This is a genomic window from Geomicrobium sediminis (genome assembly GCF_016908595.1).
GTDB lineage: Bacteria > Bacillota > Bacilli > Bacillales > Marinococcaceae > Geomicrobium_A > Geomicrobium_A sediminis.
On record NZ_JAFBEC010000004.1, the window covers coordinates 214,780 to 231,988 of the forward strand.

Annotated in this window: 18 protein-coding genes; 15 read left to right on the plus strand and 3 right to left on the minus strand. The window is 41.0% G+C overall.

Annotation, left to right across the window (positions count from 1 at the left end; all coding sequences use genetic code 11):
- The first annotated feature begins 92 nt into the window (after positions 1-92).
- The 3 genes from JOD17_RS08620 (at position 93) to JOD17_RS08630 (ending at position 4,028) form a co-directional block, all read left to right on the plus strand.
- Positions 93-1,727: an ATP-dependent nuclease gene (locus tag JOD17_RS08620; protein WP_204697026.1), complete on the plus strand. Its 1,635-nt coding sequence runs from the start codon at positions 93-95 to the stop codon at positions 1,725-1,727.
- The gene (locus tag JOD17_RS08625; RefSeq protein ID WP_204697028.1) at positions 1,714-2,784 is read left to right on the plus strand and encodes a UvrD-helicase domain-containing protein; all 1,071 of its coding nucleotides are present in this window, start codon (positions 1,714-1,716) and stop codon (positions 2,782-2,784) included. Before JOD17_RS08620 ends, JOD17_RS08625 begins: the two co-directional genes overlap by 14 nt.
- A 587-nt stretch (positions 2,785-3,371) precedes the next feature.
- On the plus strand, positions 3,372-4,028 hold the full coding sequence (locus JOD17_RS08630; protein ID WP_204697030.1) for a class I SAM-dependent methyltransferase: 657 nt from the start codon (positions 3,372-3,374) through the stop codon (positions 4,026-4,028).
- A 215-nt stretch (positions 4,029-4,243) separates the two neighbouring features.
- Here JOD17_RS08630 and JOD17_RS08635 read toward each other — a convergent pair whose 3' ends face one another.
- Together JOD17_RS08635 and lexA are read right to left on the minus strand one after the other, a co-directional pair.
- Positions 4,244-5,191, minus strand: a complete 948-nt coding sequence (locus JOD17_RS08635) for an IS30 family transposase (RefSeq protein WP_204697032.1) — start codon at positions 5,189-5,191, stop codon at positions 4,244-4,246.
- A 179-nt stretch (positions 5,192-5,370) separates the two neighbouring features.
- Positions 5,371-6,027 (minus strand): transcriptional repressor LexA, encoded by a 657-nt coding sequence (lexA, locus tag JOD17_RS08640; RefSeq protein ID WP_204697033.1) that lies wholly within the window; start codon positions 6,025-6,027, stop codon positions 5,371-5,373.
- Between the two features lie 483 nt (positions 6,028-6,510).
- Here lexA and JOD17_RS08645 point away from each other — a divergent pair, with 483 nt between their 5' ends.
- The 5 genes from JOD17_RS08645 to JOD17_RS08665 all read left to right on the plus strand — a co-directional run bounded on the left by JOD17_RS08645 (position 6,511) and on the right by JOD17_RS08665 (position 10,472).
- Positions 6,511-6,741 (plus strand): DUF896 domain-containing protein, encoded by a 231-nt coding sequence (locus JOD17_RS08645; RefSeq protein ID WP_204697035.1) that lies wholly within the window; start codon positions 6,511-6,513, stop codon positions 6,739-6,741.
- A 168-nt stretch (positions 6,742-6,909) separates the two neighbouring features.
- Positions 6,910-8,892, plus strand: coding sequence for a transketolase (gene tkt, locus JOD17_RS08650; RefSeq protein ID WP_239575348.1), 1,983 nt, complete (start codon positions 6,910-6,912; stop codon positions 8,890-8,892).
- Positions 8,893-9,068: 176 nt separating this feature from the next.
- The gene (gene sirA, locus JOD17_RS08655) at positions 9,069-9,488 is read left to right on the plus strand and encodes a sporulation inhibitor of replication protein SirA (protein WP_169962389.1); all 420 of its coding nucleotides are present in this window, start codon (positions 9,069-9,071) and stop codon (positions 9,486-9,488) included.
- A gap of 114 nt (positions 9,489-9,602) precedes the next feature.
- The gene (locus JOD17_RS08660; RefSeq protein ID WP_042361241.1) at positions 9,603-9,836 is read left to right on the plus strand and encodes a YneF family protein; all 234 of its coding nucleotides are present in this window, start codon (positions 9,603-9,605) and stop codon (positions 9,834-9,836) included.
- Positions 9,837-9,953: 117 nt separating this feature from the next.
- Positions 9,954-10,472, plus strand: coding sequence for a CcdC family protein (locus tag JOD17_RS08665; RefSeq protein ID WP_204697037.1), 519 nt, complete (start codon positions 9,954-9,956; stop codon positions 10,470-10,472).
- 32 nt (positions 10,473-10,504) lie between these two features.
- Here JOD17_RS08665 and JOD17_RS08670 read toward each other — a convergent pair whose 3' ends face one another.
- Positions 10,505-10,933, minus strand: a complete 429-nt coding sequence (locus JOD17_RS08670) for a DUF2621 family protein (protein ID WP_042418853.1) — start codon at positions 10,931-10,933, stop codon at positions 10,505-10,507.
- Positions 10,934-11,071: 138 nt separating this feature from the next.
- Here JOD17_RS08670 and acnA point away from each other — a divergent pair, with 138 nt between their 5' ends.
- The 7 genes from acnA (at position 11,072) to JOD17_RS08705 (ending at position 17,205) form a co-directional block, all read left to right on the plus strand.
- Positions 11,072-13,795 (plus strand): aconitate hydratase AcnA, encoded by a 2,724-nt coding sequence (gene acnA / locus JOD17_RS08675; protein WP_204697039.1) that lies wholly within the window; start codon positions 11,072-11,074, stop codon positions 13,793-13,795.
- A 272-nt stretch (positions 13,796-14,067) separates the two neighbouring features.
- Positions 14,068-14,790 carry a DUF421 domain-containing protein gene (locus JOD17_RS08680; protein ID WP_239575350.1) on the plus strand — a complete coding sequence of 241 codons (723 nt, stop codon included), beginning with the start codon at positions 14,068-14,070 and terminating at the stop codon, positions 14,788-14,790.
- A gap of 46 nt (positions 14,791-14,836) precedes the next feature.
- A complete protein-coding gene (locus tag JOD17_RS08685; RefSeq protein WP_081831795.1) occupies positions 14,837-14,959 on the plus strand; it encodes an FbpB family small basic protein in 123 nt (40 codons plus the stop codon).
- Positions 14,960-15,118: 159 nt separating this feature from the next.
- Positions 15,119-15,538 carry an acyl-CoA thioesterase gene (locus JOD17_RS08690; RefSeq protein WP_204697042.1) on the plus strand — a complete coding sequence of 140 codons (420 nt, stop codon included), beginning with the start codon at positions 15,119-15,121 and terminating at the stop codon, positions 15,536-15,538.
- Positions 15,539-15,552: 14 nt separating this feature from the next.
- Positions 15,553-15,864: a hypothetical protein gene (locus JOD17_RS08695; RefSeq protein WP_204697044.1), complete on the plus strand. Its 312-nt coding sequence runs from the start codon at positions 15,553-15,555 to the stop codon at positions 15,862-15,864.
- A 12-nt stretch (positions 15,865-15,876) separates the two neighbouring features.
- A complete protein-coding gene (nadE, locus tag JOD17_RS08700) occupies positions 15,877-16,704 on the plus strand; it encodes an ammonia-dependent NAD(+) synthetase (RefSeq protein WP_204697051.1) in 828 nt (275 codons plus the stop codon).
- Between the two features lie 27 nt (positions 16,705-16,731).
- Positions 16,732-17,205 carry a DUF4352 domain-containing protein gene (locus JOD17_RS08705; protein WP_042361249.1) on the plus strand — a complete coding sequence of 158 codons (474 nt, stop codon included), beginning with the start codon at positions 16,732-16,734 and terminating at the stop codon, positions 17,203-17,205.
- The last annotated feature ends 4 nt before the right edge of the window (positions 17,206-17,209 follow it).

Genomic DNA, 17,209 nt, shown 5'->3' on the forward strand with positions numbered 1-17,209 from the left:
TAAATTTTTTTAATTAATATTAATATATTGAAAAAAATAGAAAAGTTGTCGAAAATAGAGTTAGCAACTTAAATATAAAGGTAGGGTGTATAATGACAATAGAAAGAATCATTGTAAGGAACTATAAGAGCTTTCAAAATCTTGACTTATGTGTTAATAACGATATGAATTTGTTAATTGGAAATAACGGGACAGGGAAATCAACAATTTTGGAGATAATACATTTAGCTTTGACAGGAAATCTTCGTAATCGTCCTATTTATTATGAGATAAATCCTTATTTATTTAATATATCAGCTAATAATAAATTTGTTGAAGACGCAAGACGCTTTCAAGGAGGAGAAATAGAAACCGTTGAACCACCTAAAATTTTAATTGAGATATATTTTTCAGAATCTGATGATCAAGAATTAAATAAATTTCGAGGCACAGAGAATTCATTAATTAAAGATCTTTTAGGATTTAGTCTTTCAATTAGATTTGATGAAAGATATAGCGAGGAGTATAGAGAGTACTTGGCTAACAAAGAGATTTCTTACATACCAACAGAATATTATTCTATAGAGTGGAGAAGTTTTGGGGACTCAATAATTACACCAAGATCAATTCCTTTTAAATCGTACCTAATTGATTCAAACGATGCGTCTTTTGGTCAACTTCCTCAAAAGCATTTTATGGGAATAATTGATAATACTTTAGATAACAAGCAACGTGCTAATCTTTCAGTCCTATATCGAGAATATAAGGAACAATTTGCTAAAAGAGATGAAGTAATAGAATTGAACAAAATTTTAAATGAGAAGAAGAAAGGATCATTTAATAAAGATGATCCTAAAGAGTTAACACTCTCACTTGATGTAAGCCGGAAAACGAGTTGGGAATCTGCTGTAAATGCTTACATCGATAATATTCCGTTTGATAATATAGGAACCGGAAATCAAAATATGCTAAAGTCTGTTTATGCAGTGCAAAATCGTAAAGATAAGCAGACAATATTATTAATGGAAGAACCAGAGAATCACTTATCTTTCTCAAATATGCGTAAATTACTTTCTCGCTTGGAAGAGTTATCAGTAGGTCAACAAGTTTTTATTTCTACTCATAATTCATATGTGCTTAATAAGCTTCATTTAAATAAGTTAATACTGCTTAGTCGTGAAAACCATAGTGCTATGAACAATCTAGATGATGAGACAGTACGTTATTTTCAGAAAATGCCGAATTATAATACCCTAAGATTTATACTTTCCGATAGAGTTATATTGGTGGAAGGTCCAGCCGATGAATTAATCGTAACTAAATGTTACACAGCTAAGTATAATGGTAAAGTTCCATTAGATGATGGGGTTGATGTTTTTAGTGTTAATGGGCTATCATTTAAACGGTTTTTAGATATTGCAAAACTTTTAAAAATAGATACTTCAGTAGTTACTGACAATGATGGTGATTTTGCTAAGAATATAGAAAAAAAATATGCTGATTATAGGGAAACATTTATCAATATATGTGCTGATCAAAACAATACTTTAAAGACGTTAGAGCCGCAATTTCTATATGCAGGGGAGAACTATGAAAGTCTTAAGAAGGTTTTGGATAAGGAAGATTTGACAGTGGAAGAGTTAGAGAATTATATGCAAAAAAACAAGACTGATTGGGCGTTGAAAGTTCTTATGGATGATGAGGAAGAATTTGATTTTCCGGGGTATATAAAAAATGCCGTACGTTAAAAGAATAATTCAAGCTGGTGCAGGGACGGGAAAAACTACTCTATTAATTAAAGAGGCTCTTATTAATATACAAGAAGGAAAGGTGCTTTACCTTACTTACACAAGAAACAACTTACGATCAATGAAGGATGATATTTTAAAGGATAAAGGATTTATACCTAAAGAAATTGAATGTCGAACTTGGATAGAGTTTTTATTAAATGAATTAGCCAAACCATACAGAAAATTAGTTGAAATTCCTGCTATTGAAGGTTTAGACAATACTATGGAAAGCAAAATACCTAAGAAGAAAGGTGTCACTACTGAGAACGTAAAGTACTATATTAATCGTCAGAATAAATTATATTCTGAGAGACTTGCTCAACTCATTTGTGAGGTTAATAACAAGATTAATGGGATGGTTTTTAATAGAATCAATAAAATGTATAGTACTATTCTAATTGATGAAGTTCAAGATTTGAATGGTTATGATTTAGAAATAGTAAAAGAGCTATATAATTTAGAATGTAATATTATTATTGTTGGTGACCATAGACAATCAACATATTCTACTAACAGTGGTAGAAAACACTCTAAATATAAAAATAGTAAGATATTTAATTTCTTTAAAGAAGAAATGAGTATTAAAGAAATAGAACAGTTAAATGACTGTTACCGATGTAATCAAGAGATATGCGATTTTGTAAATCCTTTATATGATGATCTTGAGTTGAGAGCAGTCAGAAAAAGCAAGAAATTAGAGGATGAAGGAATTATTCTTATAGAAAATCAAAGCAATTTACTTAGTCATATTCAAAATAGGGAACCCACAATTCTTCACTACGATAAAAGAATATTTAAAAAGGCTGAAAAATATGGTCTACCAAATAATTTGGAGTATTTGACCTTTGGTACATCTAAAGGTGTAACAAGAGATCATGTTTTAATTTTCCCGACTTCAGAAATGAAAAATCATGCTATGAGAATTGACACTAACTTTAAAGAACAATCTTTAGCAAAATATTACGTAGCGTTGACTCGTGCTAGACATTCTGTTGCAATATACATTGGTAAATAATCTAATAGAATGCTCATCTAATGGCAAATGTTTATCCTAACAGCAAATAAGTGATAGTGATTATTTAAGAGTAGTAAGCTTAGGTTTTGCTGTATCCATTAATGAAATTCAAATTTTTCTATTATTGTGCTAACTAATCTGCAAACTAAATTGCTAACAAACTAATTACAAACACTTGGAATTAACCGAGATCGCACAGGGGAGAGGGATACCAACAATCCAGTACTCATGGGTTTCATGGGGAAATGAAGCCCGTACAAAACCCCTGATACAGAAATGGTAAAGTAGTGTTCAGCTTTTCAAATCCATCTATGGGCTTTATATAAAAATTTATGAATTAATGGTTTATTGGAATGGAAGAGCTTTCTCCATTAAAATTATTTATACCAGTCCTCTTATCTCTATGTCTATAGAAGATTAGGTTACTCGTTAATAGAAAAAAATAATCTTTAAAAATGACGCTTTTAAACAAAACGCTAAGATTTTTTAAGCTTAGTTAGATAAGTTCTATACATTTAACCAACTAAGCAACATTCCAACCCCATTGCCATATATATACCCTACACAGTAGACCTAGGGGTGTTGCAATGAACAAGCTTCGCGAGTACTTTGAAAACAATAATGACCGCTTAATTCACAAATGGGATCATTATTTCGACATTTACGAGCGGCATTTTGAGCGTTTTGTTGATAAAGATGTGAACGTAATGGAGATTGGAGTCTTTCACGGTGGTTCGCTTCAAATGTGGAAGGACTATTTCGGGAAAGAAGTGAACATTTACGGGTTGGATATAAATCCGACTTGTAAGTCGTTTGAAGAAGACCGAGTGCAAGTACTAATTGGCGACCAAGGCGATCGTGAGTTTTGGAAGTCGATCAAGCCAACGTTGCCGACGTTTGACATCATCATCGATGATGGTGGGCACTCGATGGATCAGCAAATCATTACGTTTGAAGAGATGTTTCCGTTGCTTTCAGAGAATGGTGTTTTTCTTATTGAAGATTTGCATACGAGTTACATGAGTTATTATGCTGGTGGCTATGAGAAGGCGAACACATTTATTGAGTATTCGAAGAAACGGATCGATGAACTGAATGCGTGGCATTCTGAAGACGAGCGGTTGCAGGTGAATGACTTTACGAAGTCGGCGTATTCAATGAGTTATTACGACAGTGTATTAGTCATTGAAAAAAGGCCGATGCAGCCACCGTTCCACAAAACATCAGGAAAACCTTCGTACTAGTACATCTTGAGGCATTGTAACAATTCTTTGTTAATGTACTAAATCGTAAATGGTGTATGAATTGTTTGTTAATTGATTGTAAAACCGATTGTCGTGGATGGTTGTGAGGGATATAGTAAAGGAAGTCCAAACTTCTTCGCTTGCAGCTTACCTACTGTAAGTAAGGAGAAAGAGCGCTACAGCTTTTTGTAGCGTTTTTTTTATTGGACGGTTTGTCAATCTAAGTGCAACAGTTCATGTTGAAAAGCCTCGTGCGCCGTTTTCCAATTTAAACATTTGCGTGGGCGTCCATTAATTAAACGAAGGGCATTCTCCATTTCTCCCTCAGATACAAGACTTAAATCATATGCTTTCGGAAAGAACTCGCGCAGAAGACCATTGGCATTCTCATTACTCCCACGTTGCCAAGACGAATAAGCATCTGCGAAATAGATGCGTAGTGGGAGATCGGCCTCGATCCTTGAATAGCACGCAAATTCTTTTCCTCGGTCCACGGTCGCTGTTTTCAGCGCTCCGGACGGCAGTAACTTATGCAAGCTTTTAATGGCTGACTCCATAGAAGCTGCCGTACGATTCGGCATCTTAAAGACGATATACCAACGTGTCTTGCGCTCAATAAGCGTAGCCATACAACCTTTACTTTTTCCACGGCTCGAGACGACCGTATCGAGTTCCCAATGACCAAATGTTTCGCGTTTTCGAATGTCTTTCGGTCGCTTTTGAATGGTAGTACCGATGTTAAAGCGCCCGCGTGTTTCTTTCGGTTTCTGACGTTTCCCCTTGTGGCGAAGGACCTGAACATTACGTTCGAGAAACCCTTGATAAAGCCATCTGTACAAGGTCTTGAAAGATAACGTTTCAAAAAATAGACGATTTACAATCTGCTCTGGAGACCACGTTTGATCTAGCTTTTCTTGTATAATCCGAGCGAGCTCAGGACTCCACTTCCCATCAGGGCGACATGCTAGGCGCCGCTTATGAGCGATGTCTTGTGCGATCTCAGAACGGTATTCTTGAGTAACGACAGTATTGCGACGAAGCTCCCTTGATATCGTGGAAGGACTTCTTCTTAGTTCATCGGAGATTTTCCGAATCGAGTATCCTATTTTCTGTAGCGTTTCAATACGCGCTCGTTCAAATGTGGTAAGATGTTGATAGCTCATGACAAAGCCTCCGTAGGTGTATTTGTGTGGTTACAATCCATCTTACACAAGGCTGTCATGAGCTGTCTTTATTTTTAGGTGTTGCACTTGATTTTACAATTCGTCATTGTTAAAAAATAAATAGTAACCATAAATATATTATGTAAACTAATAATTAAAATCTGTGATTACCACAGATTTTAATGAATGGTACGAAGGACGCCAGTGACTTTGCCGAGAATTTGGCAGTTGGTTAATAAAATCGGTTCCATTGAATCGTTTTCTGGTTGAAGACGAATGTGGTTTCCTTCATTAAAGAAGCGTTTCACTGTTGCTTCTTGGTCTTCGGTCATCGCAACGACGATGTCGCCGTTCTCTGCGGTGCGTTGTTGGCGAACGATGACACGGTCACCGTCAAGAATGCCGGCATTAATCATACTTTCCCCAACAATCGTAAGCATGAACACTTGGTCATGACCGACATAAGATTCAGGCAATGGAATGTATTCTTCAATATTCTCAACAGCAGTAATCGGTTGTCCGGCCGTTACTTTCCCGATCATCGGTACGTAAGAAGTTGGCGCCGGTACTTCGCCTTGTGTATAAGATGAGGACTGCGTTGCATTCGTTTCATTTTGTGCATCGAGGTGCAACACTTCGATTGCTCTCGGTTTCGTAGGATCGCGTCGAATAAAGCCTTTTTTCTCTAAGCGAGCAAGATGTCCGTGGACGGTCGAGCTTGAGGCAAGTCCAACGGCTTCCCCGATTTCTCGAACTGATGGGGGATACCCTTTCGCTTTAACATTGGATTTAATGTACGTAAGAATCTTCTCCTGGCGTGGAGACAATTTTGACACCGTCGTTCACCTCACAATTTCTAAATTTTTACTATGTCGAATATAGCATACAAAACATGTGTTTGCAAACATCCGTTCTATTTTTCCTCTTGACACGAACGTTCGTTCTTAGTTATAGTCGATATACGAACAAACGTTTTGGGGAGATGAGAATTGTGAAGAGAATGCAAAGCTTTATAAGAAGAACATCAATTGAAGAGTGGGCAATTTTAGTATTATTCTTTGTTGCTGTAATTGCCATGTTAACGGTTGCGAACATAGGTTTTTAATATGAAGTTTAATGATTAATTCAGCTTGAATCTGAATATTCGTAATTATAGGTTTATCATTGGGTTTGTAAGGGAATAAGATCTATAGATTTGTGTAAGTTGTACGGATTATCGATATAGGTCTATGTTAAGCAATTCTGCTGTTGCCTTGAGCAAGCGCATACAATCGTGTACGCTTAAGTAGTACGATCTCTTGATAAGGGAGGGATTCACGTTGAAGTCACAAGAGAGAATTGATCGAATGAATGAACTTGCAAAGCGCTCAAGAACGATTGGTCTGACGAGTAGAGAAATCGAAGAGCAGCAATCATTACGAGTGGAGTATTTCGACAATTTACGGAATACATTCCGCAATCAATTACAATCGGTCACACTCGTAAACGAAGACGGACAAGATGTAACTCCCAAAGAAGTCGATTGCATAAGTCCTAAGCGTTCTTATTAATGCAGGAATGGCACCGCTTGCCTGGACGTACTTTTCCAGGTTTTTTATTCACCTAATAATCGAACATATATTCCCTTAGTCTGTTCGTCATTAAGGTTGTTTTGCCTCGTGAAACCGTTTATCATAAGGGTGTAGACTATTTAGGTTGAATTGAGAGGATGAATCACCTTGAACAGAGTGGAAGAGAAAGCAATCAATACGATCCGTACGCTATCAATTGATAGCATTAATCGTGCGAATTCTGGACATCCAGGATTGCCGATGGGAGCTGCGCCAATGGCGTTTGCTTTATGGACAAGACACCTTAATCACAATCCGAAGCAACCGGATTGGTGGAACCGTGACCGTTTCGTGTTGTCAGCAGGACATGGTTCGATGCTTCTATATAGTTTATTGCATTTAAGTGGCTATGAGCTTTCCATGGAAGAATTGAAGAACTTCCGTCAATGGGGAAGTAAAACCCCAGGTCACCCAGAGTTCGGTCATACGCCTGGAGTCGATGCAACCACTGGACCACTCGGTCAAGGTCTTGCGATGAGTGTTGGTATGGCAATGGCTGAGACGCATCTAGCAAGCACGTACAACAATGCAGATCATACGCTTTTTGATCATTATACGTATGCGCTTTGTGGCGACGGTGACGTTATGGAAGGTGTTGCTTCTGAATCCGCATCACTTGCTGGACATTTAGGGTTAGGCAAGTTGATCGTGATGTACGATTCGAACGACATTTCATTAGACGGTGACTTGAACCGTTCATTCTCAGAAGACGTATTAAAGCGTTATGACGCATACGGTTGGCATACGATTCTCGTTGAAGACGGGAACGATGTAGATGCGATCGACGCTGCCATTCAAGCAGCGAAAGAAGATCCACGTCCGAGTATGATCGAGATTAAGACGGTCATCGGTTTTGGTTCTCCGAACCGTGCAGGTACGAACGAAGCGCACGGTAAGCCGATGGGCGCCGACGAATCAACACTCATTAAAGAGAGCTACAAATGGGATCATGAAGAATTCCACGTGCCAGACGAAGTACGTAGTTTATTTAGTGAGAAGGAAGAAGAAGGAGCCGCTACTCATAAAGCGTGGCAAGACGTGTTCGCTTCTTATGAAAGCGCTCATCCTGAACTCGCGGCGGAACTCAACCGTGCGTTTGACCGTGAGTGGAACGTCGCTGATCTTCAAAAGCTTCCGAAATACACCGTTGGAGAAGATAAGCTTGCGACTCGTAAAGCATCAGGGGACGTGATTCAAGCACTTTCTGAAGAAGTGAACGGGTTCTTCGGTGGTTCTGCGGACCTTGCTTCTTCGAACAACACACTCATGAACGCTCATGAAGACTTTACGAAGGAAAACCGTTCTGGCCGTAACGTCTGGTTCGGTGTTCGTGAATTCGCGACCGCTGCAGCGGTAAACGGAATTATGCTTCACGGTGGTTTACATGCATACGGAGCGACGTTCCTCGTTTTCTCTGATTACATGAGACCTGCGATTCGTCTGTCTGCACTTATGAATGTACCGGCAACGTACGTGTTTACGCATGACAGCATTGCAGTTGGTGAAGACGGCCCAACACACGAACCGGTTGAACAAACGGGCTCACTTCGCATGATCCCGAACTTGGCGGTTATCCGTCCGGCGGACGCGAATGAAACGACTGCTGCTTGGAAGTTGGCGCTTGAAGCGAAAGACCACCCAACAGCACTTATTCTTACGCGTCAAGGTTTGCCAACGATGATTGATGCGGACGCAGCTTACGAGCAAGTGAAAAAGGGAGCGTACGTCTTAAGTGATAGTGGTTCACCTGACGTTACACTACTTGCGACAGGTTCTGAAGTGTCGCTTGCACTTGATTCGAAGAAAGCACTTCATGAAAAGGGCATTGAAGCGCGTGTCGTAAGCATGCCGAGCCAAGAGTGGTTTGAGAAGCAATCAGCATCTTATAAAGAAGAAGTATTGCCATCAGACGTCCCTGTTGTTTCCATTGAAGCAGGTACAACGTTTGGTTGGGAACGTTACACAGGCCGCACTGGCGCATCTATTGGAATTGATACGTTTGGCGCGTCTGCACCTGGAGATCTCGTGATGGAGAAATTCGGATTTAACGTCGACAATGTCGTGAGCACTGTCACAAACGTTCTAAAATAATACCGCGAAGAGCAGGGGCTACGTACAGTCTCTGCTCTTTGTTTTCGACTAGGGGCGTCATTCTTACAAATAATCGAACGATCTGACGACATTAGAAGGAAAGACTTGCATAGAACGACACGTTTTTTACCTTTTGTTTGGTATGATATGGGAAACAAGAAGGAGGCGGTCTCAGTATGCATCGTTATGACATTTACTTATTAAAAACAGAATATGCGAACTCTTTTGTACGTGCAGAAGACAAGCTATTTCGTCTTTTTAAAGAATATGAGACGGTAAAGCCGTTGTATGAGATCGTCAAAAAACAAATCGATTACATTTGTCGACCGTTATCGATGGACGAGATAACGGAACAGTTACCTTTTCATAAAAAGAAAATTGCTGGTGGTAAAGTAATTTTCATTGAGCACAATCAAGAAATGAAAATGTCGATTAGTGAGCAGCGCATTCAGCTTTGGAGCGAAGAAGGGCTTGATGATGAATGGCCTTGGTTTGATACGTTGCAATCGCTTGATCCGTACTTTTTTGCGTGTGACGTTCAGCGAGAAAAGTACGGCTGGTTAAAGCCGGTTAAATTCAAATCCCTCTTAATCTGAGTGGTTCTGGACTTTTCATAAGTAGTAACTTACGGTATAATGATGGTGTTTGTTTAGGACAAACATCTGTTTTTATTAGATACTGCTTATGGATAAGGGTAAGGAGGAAATGATTTGAGCACTATTTGGGTCGTGTTAATTGCGCTTGCTGCTCTATTAGGTGGGGTTGCATTAGGCTTTTTCATCGCACGTAAAACAATGATGAATTACATGAAGAAGAATCCACCAATTAATGAGCAAATGCTACGCGTCATGATGATGCAAATGGGACAGAACCCATCGCAAAAGAAAATCAATCAAATGATGAAAGCAATGCAAAAGCAGCAAGACGTTAGCAATAAAAAGTAACAACAAACACCTCCAACACTCGAGGTGTTTTATCATTTCTCTGCGAATTTTGCATGATTAGAGAGAATCAGTGTATGATAGGTGCATAAGGGTACATAGTGGAAGGAGAGCAAAGTCATGACAGAATCGACGCTGTTGCTCTTAACGACAATTATGGCAGTTCTTATGAGTTCAGCCGTCATTATGATTCGTCTGAAAGCAATTAAAAGACCTGCTTCTGTAAAGAAGATAATCATCCCGCCAATCATGATGAGCACAGGGTTTTTGATGTTCGTCTATGAACCGGCGCGACTTGAAACGTTACAAATCTTCGGGCCGTTAATTACGGGTGTGATTTGTTCGTATTTTTTAATTCGAACGTCGAATTTTCACATTCGTGAAGGCGAAATTTATATGGAACGTTCGAAGATGTTTATCTACTTACTTGTCGGTTTATTAATTGCTAGAGTAATCGTGAAGTTGATCCTCGGCGAGCAAGTCGTTTTGCCGCAACTAGCAGGAATGTTTTTCTTACTTGCTTTTGGGATGATTTTACCGTGGCGAATCGCAATGCTCTATTCGTTTAAGAAGATTCACCGAAAAGCAACTCGTGACGGCACACTTTGGAATTTGTCGATGAAAGGCGAACGCACATAACAAAAAAACTCACAGTTCTCTGTGAGTTTTTTTTAGGAAAGAAGATGTTCGTATTGCTCATAGCTCATGTTCTTCTCATCGAGTTTCCGCCGTAGAAACTTATGATCACGTTTTGGTGTTGCTAAAATGTATCCGCGTATGAGCAAGTCTTCTGATATGCTATTTGCTTTCTGTTCTAGCGCAAGTTCGCCAATTTTCCCTGCAATCTTCTCACGTGCCACGTCTTTAAAAAGATCGGGAACCGGGGAGATTAATTCTTCGAGCAAATCGCTCTGTTGCTTCGTCCAAAGGTGTCTCGTTTTCTCAAGATAATAGTCTTGCCAATCGAGAACCGAGTTGCCGTCTTCTTTCGGAAGACGCTTCAAAAACTTTCGAAACATAAAGAACCCACCGATGAACATAAAAACGATCATAAAGACGCCCCAAAAAACGATAAACCACATAAATAGATTTTCTAACACGTCGTTCACCTCAGTCGTATAATCAATTCTTATCATAGCATATAAGAAAAAAGTTGAACAAGGGATGACGATTTTTGCACTTTTAGTTTCGACAAATTAGCGAACGTATTATATGATAGGAGTAAAGGGAGGGATTTGATGAGTAAAACAAACGATCTCTATCAAGCCAAACAAACATTCGACGTTAATGGTAAATCATATGTTTATTATGATTTAAAATCACTAAACAACGTCGCAGACGTATCGAAACTTCCATATTCTATTAAAGTATTATTGGAATCTTTATTAAGACAGCAAGACGGAAAGGTGATTAAGCCTGAGCACGTAGAAAGCCTTGCGAAGTGGGGCAAAAAAGACGGTGGCAGCGAAGATGTGCCGTTCAAACCTTCACGTGTTATTTTGCAAGACTTTACAGGTGTTCCAGCAGTTGTAGACTTAGCGTCACTACGTAAAGCGATTGCAGACTTCGGTGGCGATCCTGAATCAATCGATCCAGCGATTCCAGCGGACCTCGTCGTTGACCACTCTGTACAAGTTGACAAGTTCGGTACAAGTGATTCACTTATGAAGAACATGAACCTTGAGTTCGAACGTAACGAAGAGCGTTACAAATTACTAAGCTGGGCAACAAAAGCATTCGAAAACTACAGTGCTGTTCCACCAGCAACAGGAATCGTTCACCAAGTGAACTTAGAGTACTTAGCGAACGTCGTTCACGTGAACGAAAATGCTGAAGGTGAGCGTGTTACGTTCCCTGATACACTCGTCGGTACTGACTCTCATACGACGATGATCAACGGTATTGGCGTTCTTGGTTGGGGCGTTGGTGGTATTGAAGCGGAAGCAGGAATGCTTCAACAACCTTCATACTTCCCAGCACCAGAAGTTGTCGGTGTACGTCTTGAAGGAAGCCTTCCAGATGGCGCAACTGCAACTGACTTAGCACTTAAAGTGACACAACTTCTTCGTTCGAAGAACGTTGTTGGTAAGTTCGTTGAGTTCTTCGGACCAGGACTATCAGGCATGTCACTTGCTGATCGTGCGACAATCTCAAACATGGCACCAGAATACGGTGCAACATGTGGTTTCTTCCCAGTTGACGAAGAAGCATTGAACTACATGCGCCTAACAGGTCGTTCTGAAGAACAAATCGCTGTTGTTGAAGCTTACACGAAAGCAAACGGCATGTACTTCACTCCAGACGCTGAGGAGCCGACATACACGCAAGTTGTAAAACTTGACATGAGCACAATCGAGCCTTCATTAGCAGGTCCAAAACGTCCACAAGACATGATTGAACTTGACAACATGAAGTCTGCATTCGAAAAAGCGGTTACTGCACCAGCAGGCAACCACGGTTTCGGTCTTGAGAGCTCTGAGCTTGATCGCTCTGTAGAAGTTGCTCACCCTAACGGTAAGAAGTCTGACCTTGCAACGGGTGCCGTAACAATCGCAGCGATTACGAGCTGTACGAACACGTCTAACCCATCAGTAATGATCGGTGCTGGACTTGTTGCGAAAAAAGCAGTAGAAAAAGGTCTTGACGTGCCTGAGTACGTGAAAACATCACTTGCACCAGGTTCAAAAGTTGTTACGCGTTACCTAGAGGATTCAGGTCTAATGCCTTTCCTTGACAAACTTGGATTCAACCTCGTTGGGTACGGTTGTACGACATGTATCGGTAACAGTGGTCCACTTCCAGATGAAATTGAGCAAGCGATTGCAGATAACGATCTTCTCGTTTCTTCAGTGCTTTCTGGTAACCGTAACTTTGAAGGACGTATTCACCCACTTGTACGTGCCAACTACTTGGCTTCACCGCCACTCGTTGTTGCTTACGCACTTGCAGGTAATGTGAACTTTGACCTTCGTAAAGATTCTTTCGGAAAAGACAGCGACGGAAACGACGTTTATTTCAGCGACCTTTGGCCATCATCAGCTGAAATCGAGCAGTTCATCCGTGAGAATGTTTCTCCGAAATTGTTCAAAGATGAGTACGAGAACGTGTTCGACAACAACGAACGTTGGAACGCATTACAATCAAAAGACAATGCGAACCTTTACAACTGGGATAGTGAGTCTACGTACATTCAAAACCCACCGTTCTTTGAGAACATGTCTGAAGATCCACAAGACATTAAGCCACTTACAGACCTTCGTGCGATCGGTAAGTTCGGCGATTCTGTTACGACAGACCACATTTCTCCAGCAGGTTCAATTGCGAAGAACAGCCCTGCCGGTGAGTATTTGATGGAAAAAGGTCTTAAGCCTTCTGAATTCAACTCTTACGGTTCACGCCGTGGTAACCATGAAGTCATGATGCGTGGTACATTTGCGAACATCCGCATCAAGAACCAATTGGCACCAGGCACTGAGGGTGGCTATACGACGTACTGGCCAACAGGTGACGTCATGGCGATCTATGACGCTGCGATGAAGTACAAAGCAGACGACACGGGCCTTGTCGTTATGGCTGGTGAAGACTACGGAATGGGAAGTTCACGTGACTGGGCAGCGAAAGGTACAAACCTTCTTGGCATCAAGATGGTTATCGCGCAAAGCTTTGAGCGTATCCACCGTAGTAACCTTGCCCTTATGGGTGTACTACCACTTCAATTCAAAAAAGGCGAAGGTGCAGACTCTCTCGGCCTAACAGGTAAAGAGACGTTCAGCATCAACATTACAGATGACGTAACACCACGTGATACAATTTCTGTAACAGCAACGGATGAAGCTGGTAAAACAACAACATTCGAAGCGATTGTCCGCTTTGACTCTGAAATTGAAATCGACTACTACCGCCACGGTGGAATCCTACCGATGGTACTACGTAGCAAGCTAAAAGAAGCAGCGAAGAAATAAGCTTCTATTAAAAAGCACCCCTTCTTGGGGTGCTTTTTTTGTTGTGCGAAGATGAAACGGCTCTGATTGTGATCAGCCGAAGAGAAAACCGTCACGATCAGCGGGGTTCTGCTCACATAGAGCAGGTTATGTGAATAGCACCTTTACTCCAACTCATAATTTCACGCACCGTAATAAGCTATTTCCCCAGACCCATGCCATCAACCAGCCACACCGAGAATAATTCTCTTCCAATTGCGCACGTTAATGTGGAAGTGTAAGGTGGGGTGTTGATGGACCAACTAGTGGAATTGTGGGAAGGATCTTCGTCGTTACCGTTATACGGGTTTGCGGTTCGAGCGTTGATCGTTTATGTGTACATTTTTACGATGATCAAATTGCTCGGTCAGCGGTCGATGGCAACAGTTGATCCGTTGGACTTTATATTTGGTGTTGTCATCGGGGACATTCTTGGTGAACCACTCGCAACCGGGGACAGTGAATTGGGGGGGCCGTTTCTAGCAGCGGCAACGATTGGTGCCTTACATTGGTCGCTATCGTATATTGCGCTTAAACTCCCGAAGAAATCTCGTCGTTTCCTTGAAGATGAGCCGTACATTCTTGCGAGTAACGGTGTGTTTCATGAGAAAATCTTAAGAAAAGCGAACATGACGATTGAACAAGTACTTATGGAACTTCGGCAAGCGAGTAGTTCAGATTTAAATGAGATCGACACGGTCGTGCTTGAGCAAAATGGGAAGGTTAGTGTTATTAAAAAAGCGCGTTTTGACCAGTTAACTCCAGATGATATGAACATCTCAACGAACGATAAAGGGTATGCATCGGTCATCATTTCGGATGGGACGCTTAAGAAAAAAAACCTTCCTGAGCATTTATCGGAAGAGAAATTTTATAAGCAATTGAAGAAAAGGGGTTATGATTCGGCCGATAACATTTTCTTGTTAACGATCAATCGCAACAATGAATGGTACATTAGCCCAAAAGAAGATGCATAAAATTGTCCGCTTCTACCCATAATGTGGAAAAGGAGATGATTTGTGTATGAAACGTATTAAAAAAGCTCGTTTCCAGGAACTTCTTCGGACGAATCGGGAACAAATTATGAATGACCGTGAGGCATTAGAAAAAATCGACGCAAAACTGGATTCAAAACGTAAAGCTTAGTATTAAAAAGCCTTAAAAGACGGAAACTCCCGATCTTTTAAGGCTTTTTTTCTTCTGAATTGTGCAGTTTCTGCTTTTTTTGATGGCTAGTGCTTGATTGCGTAATCGTTATTTTATATGCTAGAAAAATATAGAACTTTATGGATAAGGGTGTAGATCATGTTAAAATCTGAAGTACCAGTACAAACACGATACGCAGAAACCGATCAAATGGGTGTGATTCACCATTCACAGTACTTGATTTGGTGTGAAATAGGTCGAACGGATTTAATTGAGAAATTTGGCTTCTCCTATGCGCAGATGGAAGCAGAGGGGTTGCTTTCTCCTGTGACTGAAGTGAACCTTTCCTATAAAAAAGCGATCCGTTACCCAACTGTCGCAACAGTCGCGACGTGGTTAGAGTCTTACACAGGCATTCGCGCCACGTATGGCTACGAAATTAAGGATGAAAGCGGAGATGTCTGTGTAGATGGGACGACTACGCACGTCGTCGTTCGTAAGGAAGATTTCCGTCCTGTTTCGATTAAGAAGGCAGCACCGGATTGGCACGCTGTATATAAAGAACAAAGTAGGACGTGAAAGGTTGAGAAGGCGTGGCATTTGGAATTAACAAACAAGAGCTCATGCAATGGAAAGAACGAGCGAAACAAGGTGAGATTAGTATTTTAACGCACTACTGGGTTGATGAACGTTTCCCAGGGTGCGATTCTGTAACCAAAGTCGCCTGTTCAGACATTGAGAAATTGCTACAATGGGGGAAGAGCTACGGCTTTCGTCCGGAGTGGGTCCACGAACGGGGAGAATTATCACATTTTGACGTTTTTGGTGATCATCAAAAACACGTCTTAGAACGTGAAGGACTCATAGAGCAATATGAGCGTTTCGTAAATACAAAACCATCGTAAAGGGTGAGCGAATTGAACCAAGCGTCCATTCAACAAGCTTTAGAAGTCGAATCTACGATTGATCCGAAAGAACAATATACGAAAAGAAAGCAATTTGTAAAAGACTACTTAACCAAAACGGGAACGAAGGGTTTTGTTCTTGGCATTTCAGGAGGACAAGACTCGACGTTACTAGGAAAGATGGCGCAAGAGGCTGTTCGCGAAATGCGCGAAGAAACTGGAGATGAATCGTACACGTTTTTAGCACTGCGATTGCCGTATGGAGTTCAGCACGATGAAGATGATGCGGTTCGCGCGGTTGAGTTCATCAACCCAGATCAGCTGTTAACGGTGAACGTGAAGCAAGCGGTCGATGCTTCGGTTGCGGCGTTTGAAGAAGCGAGTGGCAAGAAGATGAGTGATTTTATAAAAGGGAATACGAAGGCGAGGGAGCGAATGAAAGTGCATTATGATTTCGCTGCTAGCCATCAACTACTCGTTATTGGAACGGATCATGCTGCAGAAGCAATCACAGGGTTCTTTACGAAATTCGGAGACGGAGCGTGTGATTTGACGCCGTTGTTCGGCTTAACGAAAAGACAAGGACGTAGCGTTTTACGATGGTTAGATGCGCCGAAAGAAACATATGAAAAAGTGCCAACGGCAGATCTAGAAGACGATCGCCCAGGGTTGTCAGACGAAGAAGCACTCGGTTTAACTTATGAACAGATTGACGATTTCCTTGAAGGGAAATCAGTTACAAAAGACGTAGAGGAGAAACTCATTTCTCTCTACAAAAAGACAGAACATAAACGCCAAGGTCCTGTAACACCGACGGACACATGGTGGAAACAATTGTAAGTTCGCATTGGGATAGGAGTTGCTTTGATGGGGTGGAAGTATTGGATGCTCTTGGGGCTCGTTTTAATTTTAGGCTTTATGGCTGGAATGTTTTATGGATCGAGCTCTAATACGGTTAACCAAGTAGTAGATGACAATCTACTCACAACCGAAGAGACTGCACAAGTAGGGAGTTTTATCATTTCAATTCATGAAGCCTACTTGGAGGAAACGGAAGATGAAGATTATGTGATCGTGGACGTTTCATTCTTCAATGAATCGGACACAAACACCCAGTTAGCTCCGATGAACTCTTCGGTCATTGACGATGAAGGGTATGAGTATCAACATGATTCATCATTTGGAGACCAACGACTGATGGGAGGACAAATCCGACCAGGAGGTCAACGAAGAGGAACGCTTGCTTATCCAGTGAATGATGTAGAATCATCGTTTGAATGGGTCTATTCAAATCATGCAACGGGTCAGCAAGGGGTATGGGATTTAGATCTTGCACCATGACAAT